Source organism: Methylobacterium indicum (assembly GCF_001043895.1).
GTDB lineage: Bacteria > Pseudomonadota > Alphaproteobacteria > Rhizobiales > Beijerinckiaceae > Methylobacterium > Methylobacterium indicum.
Genome location: NZ_JTHF01000313.1, coordinates 1 through 6,088 on the forward strand (window position 1 = coordinate 1; position 6,088 = coordinate 6,088).

At 71.8% G+C, this 6,088-nt stretch carries 7 protein-coding genes and 1 pseudogene; 1 reads left to right on the top strand and 7 read right to left on the bottom strand.

Features of this window, described 5'->3' with window-relative positions; translation table 11 throughout:
• The 7 genes from QR78_RS28335 to flgB form a co-directional block, all read right to left on the bottom strand.
• Positions 1 to 1,804: PAS domain-containing protein (locus tag QR78_RS28335; RefSeq protein ID WP_048430964.1), on the bottom strand; the 1,804-nt coding region annotated here is incomplete at its 3' end.
• 156 nt (positions 1,805 to 1,960) lie between these two features.
• A complete protein-coding gene (flhB, locus tag QR78_RS28340; RefSeq protein ID WP_048430965.1) occupies positions 1,961 to 3,025 on the bottom strand; it encodes a flagellar biosynthesis protein FlhB in 1,065 nt (354 codons plus the stop codon).
• Between the two features lie 4 nt (positions 3,026 to 3,029).
• Positions 3,030 to 3,803: a flagellar biosynthetic protein FliR gene (fliR, locus tag QR78_RS28345; protein WP_048430966.1), complete on the bottom strand. Its 774-nt coding sequence runs from the start codon at positions 3,801 to 3,803 to the stop codon at positions 3,030 to 3,032.
• Between the two features lie 90 nt (positions 3,804 to 3,893).
• On the bottom strand, positions 3,894 to 4,160 hold the full coding sequence (fliQ, locus tag QR78_RS28350) for a flagellar biosynthesis protein FliQ (RefSeq protein ID WP_048430967.1): 267 nt from the start codon (positions 4,158 to 4,160) through the stop codon (positions 3,894 to 3,896).
• A gap of 16 nt (positions 4,161 to 4,176) precedes the next feature.
• The gene (gene fliE / locus QR78_RS28355; RefSeq protein WP_048430968.1) at positions 4,177 to 4,488 is read right to left on the bottom strand and encodes a flagellar hook-basal body complex protein FliE; all 312 of its coding nucleotides are present in this window, start codon (positions 4,486 to 4,488) and stop codon (positions 4,177 to 4,179) included.
• A 2-nt stretch (positions 4,489 to 4,490) separates the two neighbouring features.
• Entirely contained in the window at positions 4,491 to 4,901 is a 411-nt protein-coding gene (gene flgC / locus QR78_RS28360) for a flagellar basal body rod protein FlgC (protein WP_048430969.1), read from the bottom strand.
• 86 nt (positions 4,902 to 4,987) lie between these two features.
• The gene (gene flgB, locus QR78_RS28365; protein WP_048430970.1) at positions 4,988 to 5,392 is read right to left on the bottom strand and encodes a flagellar basal body rod protein FlgB; all 405 of its coding nucleotides are present in this window, start codon (positions 5,390 to 5,392) and stop codon (positions 4,988 to 4,990) included.
• Positions 5,393 to 5,611: 219 nt separating this feature from the next.
• Here flgB and QR78_RS28370 point away from each other — a divergent pair.
• A pseudogene (locus QR78_RS28370) lies at positions 5,612 to 6,088 on the top strand (flagellar biosynthetic protein FliO); the annotation flags it as partial.

A 6,088-nucleotide genomic window follows, 5' to 3' on the forward strand; every position in this document is an offset into this window, starting at 1 on the left:
CCGGCATCGCGTCGCGGGCGTTGACCGCGAGGTTCACGATCACCTGCTCGAACTGGTTGACGTCGGCCTTGACCGGCCAGAGGTCGCGGCCGTGCTTGAGATCGAGCTCGACCCGCTCGCCGAGCAGGCGCTTGAGCAGCAGGGTGAGGTCGGAGAGCGCCTCGCCGAGATGGATCACCTCCGGCCGCAGGGTCTGGCGCCGCGAGAAGGCCAGCAGCTGCCGCACCAGGCTCGCGGCCCGGTTGGCGTTCTGCTTGATCTGCATGATGTCCTGGAAGGCCGGATCGGCCGGCCGGTGGCTCGCCAGCAGCAGGTCCGAGTAGCCGATGATCGCCTGCAGCACGTTGTTGAAGTCGTGCGCGATGCCGCCGGCGAGCTGGCCCACCATCTCCATCTTCTGGGCCTGGTTGACCTGCTGCTGGAGCTGGTGCTGGGCCGTGGTGTCGAGCGCGTAGAGGATCACCGCGCCCTCCGCGCCGCCGGCCGTGCCGGCGGGGCTGAGCCAGATCCGGGCCGAGCGGTTGACCGGCGCCGAGACCCCGATCTCGACCGGGGGCACGTCGCCCCGGCCCTCCGCGGCCGCCCGCGCCGCGGCGTCGACGATGGACCGGTCGCGCTCGACCACGAAATCGCGCACCGGGGGACCGGCCTCGCTGCCGTCGCCGGTGCGCGGCAGGGTGCCGAACAGGCGCGCGAAGGAGGCGTTGGCACGCACCAGCCGCCCGTCGGCGGCAAGCGTCGCCACCGCCACCGGGCTGGTGTTGAAGAAGCGGTCGAAGCGCAATTCGGCCGCCTGGCCGGGATCGTCGCTGCTCTCCTCGCCGGCCGAGCGGTTGAGGACGAGGGTGCGCGAATCGCCCGGCCTCCCGTCCTGGCCGTAGGCGACGCGGTGGTAGAGCCGGGCCGAGAGCGGGTGGCCGTTGCGCCGGCGCAGGTCGAGGTCGAACCGGTCGGTGCGGACCTCGCCGGGTTCGCCCTTGCCGCCGATCAGCACCGGCCCGAGGTCGTCGGGCAGGATCTCGGACAGGCGCAATCCGCCGGAGCCGACCTGGGCGAGGTCGTGGCCGAGCCAGGCCGCGAGCGTCGCGTTCATGTAGACGACCGAGCCCTTGGGATCGACCGCCATGAAGCCCGCGGGCGCGTGGTCGAGGTAGTCGATCGCGTGCTGGAGCTCCTGGAAGACGTTCTCCTGGCGCTCGCGCTCGTGGGTGATGTCGGCGACGCTCCACAGGGAGACCGGGCGGCGCGGCAGGGGCAGCGGGCGCACGCCGATGCGGAACCACGCGAAGTCCCGCTCCGCCGCGCCGCCGGGCGGCGGCGCCATGCGGATCTCCTCCGACAGCGAGCGGCCCTCGCGGGCGGCCTGCGCCAGGCGGTAGACCGCCTCCGAGACCTCGGGCGAGCCGACGAAGACCCGCTCGACGGGGCGCAGGTTGGTGAAGGTGTCGCTGCCGGCGAGCTGGAGATAGGCGGCGTTGGCGTAGATCGGCCGGCCGCCCTCCTCCACGGCGATCATGCCGTCGGGGGCGGCATCGACCACCGCCTTGGTCACGTCGTTGCGGGTGCCCTGGCCGGTGAGCTGGATCGCCCCGATGGCGAAGGCGAACAGGCAGAACACCCCCGCCATGGCGAGCAGCGCCAGGAGGCCGAGGATGATCGGCTGCGCCTGCTCGTTGGCGACGAAGCTCAGGCCCACCGCCGCGCCGACGAGCAGGCCGGCGAGCAGCAGGAGCAGGCTGACCCGGCCGGGCCGCTCGGAGCGGTCGAGGGCGGCCTCCGCCGCGGATGGGCTCAACTCCGGCATGTCGCCTCGACACTCCCCGGGGGCCCGCGCCCGCGGCCGGACCCCGATCCTTCGCGCGGTCCGCGGGCGGGCGGACCGGTCTCTCGGCCGTTCCCTAGCAGGCGCGGCGTTTCCGTGGAATGAACCCGGTTCGTTCCGGGCGCCGATTGCGACGAATCAGTGGCGCCGGCGCAGGCGCATCACGTAGCCGATCACCTCGGCCACCGCGCGGTAATGCTCGGGCGGCACCGGGGCGTCGATCTCGACGGTGGCGTGGAGCGCGCGCGCCAGCGGCGGGTTCTCGACCACCGGCACGCCGTGCTCGCCCGCCACCTCGCGGATGCGCAGGGCGAGCGCGTCGACGCCCTTGGCGACGCAGACGGGCGCGGCCATGCCGGCCTCGTAGCGCAGGGCCACCGCGTAGTGGGTCGGGTTGGTGACGATCACGCTGGCGGTCGGGACCGCCGCCATCATGCGGGTCCGCACCCGCTGGGCGCGGATCCGGCGCATCCGCCCCTTCACCTCGGGGTTGCCGTCCTGCTCCTTCAGCTCGTCCTTGAGCTCCTGCTTCGACATGCGCAGGCGGGCCCGCCAGCGAAAGCGCTGGTAGAGCGCGTCGCCGAGGGTGACGACGACGTAGGTGGCCAGCACCGCGCCCATCAGCCGCAGGCAGAGCGAGAGGGTGCCCTGGAGCACGGCCGGCGGCTCGAGCCGCGCGAAGGCCTCGAGCCGGTCGCGGTCGCTCCACAGTACGAAGCCGGCGGCGATGCCGACGAGCAGGATCTTCACCAGCCCCTTGGCGAACTGGAACCACGCCTCCGGGCCGAACATCCGCGACAGGCCGGCCATCGGCGAGACGCGGGACCACTTCGCCCCCAGCATCTCGGTGGTCCAGACCAGGGGGTGCTGGACGAGGCCGCCGATCACGCCGGCCGCCAGCACGGCGCCCACCGGCACCGCGAGGGCGAGGCCCGCGGCGACGAGGGCCCGGCGGCCGAAGGCCATGTAGGAGGCGGGATCGGACGGTACGTCGTGCAGGTGGATGAGGAGGCCGCGCAGGTCGACCAGCAGGCCGCGGGCGAGGGAGGGCCCGGCCAGGACCAGCACCAGCGTGAAGGTGCCGAGCATCAGGAAGGTGTTGACCTCCTGGCTGGTGGCGACGTCGCCGCGCTTGATCGCCTCGTCGAGGCGCTTCTGGGTCGCGTCCTCTGTACGGTCTTCCTGGTCGGTCCCGTCCGCCATCGCCTCATCCCCTCCCGAGATCGGCCAGGAAGCGGCCGAGGTCGTCGACGAAGACCCCCATGATCACCCCCACGGTGGCCAGAAAAACCAGCATGCCGATCATGATCGAGGCCGGGGTGGCGACGAAGAACACCTGCATCTGCGGCATCAGGCGCGAGAGCACGCCGAGGCCGAGGTTGAACAGGATGCCGAAGGCGATGAACGGCGCCGCGATCTGCACCGCCAGGGTGAAGCTGCGGGCCACCGCCCGCACCGCGAAGGCCGCCGCGTCCCCGGTCGCCGGCATGCCGACCGGCGGCATCAGGGCGTAGGAATCGCGGATCCCGACCAGCGCCAGGTGATGCAGGTCGGTGGCCATGACCAGGGTGAGGCCGAGCAGGCTGAGGAAGCTGCCCAGCGTCGCCTGCTGGTTGCCGACCGAGGGGTCGACCGTCATCGCGAAGGCGAGGCCGAGCTGCTGGGCGATGATGGTGCCGGCGGTCTGGAGCGAGGCGATCACCGCCCGCACGCTGAGGCCCAGCACCAGCCCGACCGCGATCTCGCCGATCAGCACGCCGATCAGCGCCGTGCCGGCGCCGCCGGGCTCCGGCCCCGTGCCCCCGGGCAGGAGCGGACGGGCGACGGGAAACAGCACCAGGGACAGGAGCAGCGCGAAGGCGAGGCGCAGGCGCGGGCTCACCATCGCCTCGCCGATGCCCGGCATCAGCATCACCAGGGTGCCGACCCGCGCGAAGGTGAGGAGGTAGGCCGAGGCGAGCCCTGGCAGGAGGAGGTTCACGGCGGGCGATTCGTGTCCGGGGCGACCCGCGGGGAGCGACTCGCGCGGGCGGGATGATCTCGGACGTCTTCGGTCGGAATCCGCGCCCGCTCAACCCCCCGCCGCGATCCGGGCGGCGATGCGGGTCATGTAGCCGGCGAGCGCGTCGCCCATGAAGGGGAGCATCAGCATCATGGTGGCGAAGACCGCGAGGATCTTCGGCACGTAGATGAGCGTCTGCTCCTGGATCTGCGTCAGGGCCTGGAACAGCGACACGGCGAGGCCGACCACCAGGGCGACGACCATCATCGGGCCGGCGACCTTCAGGAAGGTCAGGATGCCGTCGCGGGCGACGTCGAGGATCGCGAGACCGGTCATCGGTGCCAACGATTCCTTAAATCTGCATCCGCATGATGTCCTCGTAGGCCGAGATCACCCGGTCGCGCACCGCCACCAGGGTCTGGATCGCGGTCTCGCTCTCGGCGACCGCGGTCACCACGTCGACGACGTTGGCCTTGCCGGCGGCCGCCGCCATGGCCTGGCCGTCGGCGCGCTTGCCGGCCTCCGACACCCCGTCGAGGGCGGAGGACAGGAGCTGCGTGAAGCCGCTCTCGCCGGCGCCGGCGCCGGCCAGGCCGGCGGCCGGGGTGCGGCCCATGTTCTGGATCGCCGCGTAGGCGCCGGCCGCGAAGGCGTTGGTGGTCATGGTCAGGCCTTCAGGATGTCGATGGTGCGGGACACCATGCGGTTGGTGAGCGAGACCATGTTGAGGTTCGCCTCGTAGGAGCGCTGGGCCTCGCGCATGTCGACGGTCTCGACGAGGACGTTGACGTTGGGCATCCGCACCTCGCCGTTGGCGTCGGCGGCGGGGTTGCCCGGGTCCTGCTTGGTGCGGAACGGGCTCTGGTCGCGGCGGACCTTGCCGAGATCCACGACCGACGCCTCGAGATCGCGGTCGAGGTGGTTGGTGAAGGTCGGGATCTTGCGCCGGTAGGGCTCGGCGGTCGGGCTGGTCGGCGCCGAATCCGCGTTGGCGATGTTCTCCGAGATCACCCGCATCCGGCCCGACTGGACCTTGAGTCCGGAGGCCGCGATGCCGATCGCCTTGCTGAAATCCATGGAAGCCACCTCGGGTCGGTCTGACGGGGTCTCGCGGAGACGGCCGGTCGCGGCGAAGGCCGGTGAGACGGGAAAGCGCGACGGGCCTAGCGGCCGACCGCCGTGCGCAGGGTCTGCAGGCTCTTGCGGTAGAGCAGGCTGGCGAGCTGGTAGTCGCTCTGGTTGTCGGCGGCCTTCAGCATCTCCTCCTCGAGGCTGACGGCGTTGCCGCTCGGCATCATCTCGAAGCGCGTGCCCGTCCGCTCCTCGGACGGCGCGGCCTGGCCGGTGCCGGCGAGGTGCACGCCGGAGGTCCGCGCGAGGCCCACCCCCGGCAGGCCCGCGGCCGCCACGGAGCCGTCGAGCTGGAAGCGCGGCGCCTTGAGGTCGCGGGCCCGGAAACCCGGCGTGTCGGCGTTGGCGACGTTCTCCGCCAGGACCTTCTGGCGCGTCTGCTGCCATTGCATCCGGTTGCGCAACATCGCGACGATGGGGAGATCGGTGACCGACACGGGCGGGCCTTCCGGTTTAGACCGGCACAATCTGCCTATCGCATGGTTAAAATCCGGTTAAGCGCGACGAGGTCGTTACGTCCCGGCCCGTGCGGCCCCACGGTCGTCAAAGCTGTTAACGATATCTTAATGTCCCCTGCGCAGGCCCGGCAGGGTCGTGCTAGAAGGCCACCACATCGTCGGCGTGCCCCGTGTGCGCCTCACTTGAGAGACCGCGCTTTGCTCTCCTCGATCCTCGGGACGGACGGTTCGCCCTTGCTCTCCTACCTGATCGTCTTCCTGATCATGGTCGTGCTCCTCAGCCTGTTCGCGTACGGCGCGAAGAGGTTCGCGCGGGGCCGCCTCACCCTCGGGGGCAGCGGGAGCACCGGCCGCAGCCGCCAGCCGCGGCTCGGCATCGTCGACATCTACGAGCTCGACCGCCAGCGGCAGCTGATCCTGCTGCGGCGCGACAACACAGAGCACCTGCTGCTGGTCGGCGGGCCGAACGACGTCGTGATCGAGCGCAACATCGTGCGGACCGGCGGCAACCGGGTCTCGGCCGAGCTGGCCGATCGCTCGGACGACGCGCCCGACGCGCCGCTGACCCTGCCGCCGGGCACCGAGCCGGCGCCGCTGCCGCCGCCCTTCCCCGAGCCGGACATGCCGGGGCGGACCGTCGAGCCCGAGCGGATCGCGGCCGCCTTCGCCCCGGCA

Excerpts from the sequence above, each read along its gene's own strand:
- fliE (WP_048430968.1), bottom strand. The coding sequence starts at position 4,488 with ATGACCACCAACGCCTTCGCGGCCGGCGCCTACGCGGCGATCCAGAAC.
- fliQ (WP_048430967.1), bottom strand. The coding sequence starts at position 4,160 with ATGACCGGTCTCGCGATCCTCGACGTCGCCCGCGACGGCATCCTGACC.
- flgC (WP_048430969.1), bottom strand. The coding sequence starts at position 4,901 with ATGGATTTCAGCAAGGCGATCGGCATCGCGGCCTCCGGACTCAAGGTC.
- flhB (WP_048430965.1), bottom strand. The coding sequence starts at position 3,025 with ATGGCGGACGGGACCGACCAGGAAGACCGTACAGAGGACGCGACCCAG.